The organism is Paenibacillus sp. EKM212P (assembly GCF_011066115.1).
GTDB lineage: Bacteria > Bacillota > Bacilli > Paenibacillales > Paenibacillaceae > Paenibacillus > Paenibacillus polymyxa_B.
The window spans coordinates 1-4,346 of sequence record NZ_JAAMNR010000026.1; the positions used below are offsets into that span (position 1 = coordinate 1).

Sequence of the window (4,346 nt, forward strand, 5' to 3'; positions counted from 1 at the left end):
GGGATGTAGCTCAGCTTGGTAGAGCACCTGGTTTGGGACCAGGGGGTCGCATGTTCAAATCGTGTCATCCCGATACTGATTTGCGGGTGTAGTTCAATGGTAGAACTCCAGCCTTCCAAGCTGGTAGCGTGGGTTCGATTCCCATCACCCGCTTTTTGCTATAGCGGATTCTTGTTGCCTCAGTGGTGACACCTTATAAATAAAGAGAGCCTGTCTGGGGACAGAGCTCTCTCTTTTTTTGTATTTATCCTCATGTAATCCACAATGTGTTGATTATCCATAATCTTCGGTATCGGTGTATATCGTTCTGATCATACAACTGGCATACACCGATAACCGATCTAGTGGACAGTTTTTACACGGGAATGGTCAGCTGGATGGAGGTTCCCTTGTCTGGAGCAGAGGTTATGCTCATAAATCCCCCTACCCCTCTAGCTCGTTCTTCCATACTGAACAATCCAACTCCCTCTCCTTGGGACTTTCCAGAGAATCCAATGCCCTCATCCCGAATGGTCACTTGTATCATTTCATTTTGATCCTCAACGTCGACATATGCCTCTGCTACATCTGCGTATTTGGCTACATTCGTTAATGCCTCCTGTACAATCCGATAAATTGCAATTTCCTTGCGAATATCAACCCGTTTACGTAGAGTGCATTGAAAATGCACCTCAATCCCGTAATGAGAACAGAAGTTTTCAATATAGGTTCTTATGGCTGGGACGACACCCAGATCATCCAGAACTGAGGGACGAAGTTCCCACGCTAGACCACGAACATCTTTGATGATGTCGGTCACCTGCGAACGAAGATTCTCCAGAGTAGCACTAGGTTGTTCGGCAAGTTGGCTATCCAATTGGATAATAAGTGAAAACAAGCTTTGCCCTATCCCATCATGCAGCTCTCTTGAAAAGCGTTTACGTTCTTCTTCCTGTATTTGCATGACTTGCGTCATCATAGACTGGAGTTCTGCTTCTACTTTCTTAAGTTTAGTGACCTCATTGCGGATCGCTAAGTACTGATAGGGTTTACCTTCCTCGTCCATAAACGGAACGATCGTAGTATTCACCCAGTAGTAGCTGTTATCTTTAGCACGATTACGTATTTCTCCTTGCCATACCTCACCTGAACGGATTGTAGTCCACAGGTTTTTCATGAAGGCAGGGGTATGATAGCCTGAATTAATGAGACGATGATCCTGACCGATCAGCTCTTCACGACTGTATTGCGAAATCTCACAGAACTTGTCGTTTACGTACTGAATAATACCTCGATGATCGGTCAAAGCAACGATGGAAGACGTATCTAGAGCAAATTTCAGATTGGATAATTGGTGGAGTGAGTTACGCAGCGCATGAAGAAAAGGGGATTCTGGTATATAAATTTCCAGATCATTCAGCAGTGTATCGGTTGATTCACCAAAGGCATGCTGCAGTAAAGGGTTAGAAGGTTCATTCATAATGGAGCAGCCCCTTTTTTAGTGCGAATTTGACTAGCTCAGGTCGTGTTTTCAAGTTAAGCTTCTCCATAAGATTGCTTTTATGGGACTCTACGGTTTTGACGCTAATCACCAGGTGCTCGGCAATTTCCTTGTTGGCATATCCTTTGGCTACCCACGATAGAATCTCTTTTTCCCGCTCAGACAAGGATTCATAGGGTCCGGCTATGCCTTCCTGTTTGATTTTGTCCAGATATTCGCTCATCAGTCGTTTGGTTGCATTCGGGTACAAATAGGCACTACCTTCGGCCACAGACTGGATGGCAGCGAGTAACTCCTCGTGAGGTGCGCTTTTTAAAATATATCCGGATGCTCCAGCTTGAATGGCTCGGAACAGATATTCTTCATCGTCATGCATCGTTAAAATAAGGACTTCTGTATCGGGCAACTGTTTTTTTAATTCAGTAGTTGCCGTGAGACCATCTTTGCCAGGTGGCATGCTAAAATCCATGAGTACGACATTAGGTTGTAGCTCTACTGCTTTGCGGATCGCCTCATCCCCGTCTGCTGCATCTCCTACGACCTTAATACCATTTTTGCCGTCCAATAGGGCCATGAGGCCAGAACGTACGACAACATGATCATCCACTACTAGTATACGAATCAATTTGTCATCCCCTCGAACGGTAAAAAAACCGTGCGTTTTGTCATAATCATAGCAAATTTTAGGGATTTCAATCAACAAAGATAGTTAGGGACAGCCATATCAAGTATTTTATGAGTTTTATTATCTACAGTAACATTGTTGATCTATGGAGTGAGAGGGTAAGCACATAGTTGGCTAAGGCGTTGAGCGACTTGAGTGGCCTCGGCCACATCAGACTCTGTGAACGTCCTCACATCACGATTACCAAGAAGCAGCACACCGTTAGGCAGATCCCCTGTGCTGGAAAAGGGAATAGCAACAGCAGAGTGAAGCTGCTCGGCCAGCATTAGTGCACACTCCTGACGCAGACGTATACTACCCGATAGTAAAGCACTTACAGTCACGGTACGTCCCAAGCGAACAGCCATCCCGGCAATACCATGACCAATCTTAAAAGAAATAAGGCGATAGCGATTGCTTCGGTTGCCGGAGGCGTAATACCAATGCAGCTTACCACCCGACTTGGACATAAATGCAAGGGCAGTGAGATCACTATAAATAGTATCTCTTAACTGGTTCAGTTCTTTTCGCATTTCATCCGTTATTTGTAGCATAGAAGACACATCCTTTTTCATAACCAAACTATATCTCTAATTCATTGTAGTTCTGACAGTTACAAAAGTAGATCAGGGAACCCCCTGATCTATAGGCGCAGGAAACACTGACTTTTCATCAGGTCGGGCAAGGAGTAGGGAAAAGGCCGATAAATGGGGCGTTAGCTTACCTCGGAAGTGATATTTATCACAGTAAATCAGGGAGTAGGAAGGTATAAAATCAGGTGTTCTCCCGATAACAACCCAGGCATTAAAACATTATGATATAGATATCAGGTAAACACGAGGAGGACGCTAACATGCAAGCCACTTGTATGGAACGGTTTGGGGACGAAGCGGAACGCACGGGAATTCAGATTTATTTGACAGAAGAACATTTTGATCTGCTAAAAGATATTATGTCCTGGAAGAAGGTAAAGGCAGGCGTTATGCTTTTCCGAGAAGGCGATGATGCAGAGCAGCTTTATTATATACATTCAGGTCATGTTAAACTTCGTAAATCGACAGAAGATGGTAAAGAACTGATTCTGACCATTCAGCATCAAGGCGACTTAATTGGGGAATTTAGCGGGATAGATGGAGAAGAGTATAGTTGCACTGCGGAAACAGCCGATGTGTGTGAGTTAGGCGTCGTGCTTGTTAAGGATCTGGAGTCGCTCTTGTCCAAAAATGGGGAAATGGCACTTCAGTTCATCCAGTGGATGGCGATGAAGCAACGCATTATGCAATCGCGTTTTCGGGACTTACTGTTGTATGGTAAAACTGGAGCGTTAGCATCTACATTGATCCGTGCTAGCAATACATGTGGCGTGGCTGTGAAGGATGGCATTTTACTAAATATGAAGCTAAGTCACTCCGAATTAGGTGAGATGATTGGAGCGACGCGAGAGAGTGTGAACCGGATGCTGAGCGCGCTGAAAGAGCAGGGAACCCTAGATACAAGGGATGGAAAGATTGTCATTCACGATCTTAAGGTATTACGTGGCATGTGCTGCTGTCCTTCGTACGGCCAATGTGCCCATGAAATTTGTCGCCTCTAATATATGAATACCATTAGGCGGGGTCCAAGAGACTTCGCCTTGCTGCATGTCTTCTAACAATCTAGCACATGGGGTAACGAACAACATAGATTACAGAAAAACTAATCAACGTCGTATAGCGGCTAATTACCAATAATGTATTTATATTAAATGGAACTGAACACATGACATTTTATGAACTAGCTGTTTTGAAGTAACATTGGAGCTAATAATGGTTGACTAAAAGGTGGAAGGGATTTCAAGTTTAAAAAAGGGATTATTTACAAGTTGCTTTCTTTTGCTGAAAATGATATATTATTTGAGCTGACAACAAAACAGCAGTATCAAAAGCGAAAATCTTGGGTAAAATAATCTTCAAAAAAAGAGAAAAATAACCCTTGCATTTTTGAAAAGAACATGATATGATCTTATAGCTGCTGAAAAACGCGGCGAAAGAGAAATGTTTGATCTTTGAAAACTGAACAACGAGTGAGTAAAATGATTTTGCTTGCAAAATCAAACAAGAGATATTTTTATCTCGTCAGTTTCAAAATGAGCTTATCGCTCTTTCTATAAACCAGCTTCGGTTGGTCTTTAATGGAGAGTTTGATCCTGGCTCAGGACGAACG

4 protein-coding genes and 2 tRNA genes are annotated in these 4,346 nt (G+C 43.4%); 3 read left to right on the forward strand and 3 right to left on the reverse strand.

Annotated features, from left to right (window positions below; all coding sequences use genetic code 11):
- Together G9G54_RS24690 and G9G54_RS24695 are read left to right on the forward strand one after the other, a co-directional pair.
- Positions 1 to 73, forward strand: a tRNA-Pro gene (locus G9G54_RS24690).
- 9 nt (positions 74 to 82) lie between these two features.
- Positions 83 to 153 (forward strand) — tRNA-Gly (locus G9G54_RS24695).
- A 202-nt stretch (positions 154 to 355) separates the two neighbouring features.
- On the opposite strand, the gene G9G54_RS24700 is transcribed toward G9G54_RS24695, so the two are convergent.
- From G9G54_RS24700 to G9G54_RS24710, 3 genes are all read right to left on the reverse strand, one after another.
- Positions 356 to 1,459: a PAS domain-containing sensor histidine kinase gene (locus G9G54_RS24700; protein WP_165179927.1), complete on the reverse strand. Its 1,104-nt coding sequence runs from the start codon at positions 1,457 to 1,459 to the stop codon at positions 356 to 358.
- Complete coding sequence (locus G9G54_RS24705) at positions 1,452 to 2,105, reverse strand: response regulator (RefSeq protein ID WP_016818376.1); 654 nt, start codon at positions 2,103 to 2,105, stop codon at positions 1,452 to 1,454. Before G9G54_RS24705 ends, G9G54_RS24700 begins: the two co-directional genes overlap by 8 nt.
- 143 nt (positions 2,106 to 2,248) lie before the next feature.
- Positions 2,249 to 2,698, reverse strand: a complete 450-nt coding sequence (locus G9G54_RS24710) for a GAF domain-containing protein (RefSeq protein WP_165179928.1) — start codon at positions 2,696 to 2,698, stop codon at positions 2,249 to 2,251.
- A gap of 299 nt (positions 2,699 to 2,997) precedes the next feature.
- On the opposite strand from G9G54_RS24710, the gene G9G54_RS24715 reads away from it, so the two are divergent.
- Positions 2,998 to 3,738 carry a Crp/Fnr family transcriptional regulator gene (locus G9G54_RS24715; RefSeq protein WP_025718906.1) on the forward strand — a complete coding sequence of 247 codons (741 nt, stop codon included), beginning with the start codon at positions 2,998 to 3,000 and terminating at the stop codon, positions 3,736 to 3,738.
- Positions 3,739 to 4,346 lie beyond the last annotated feature (608 nt).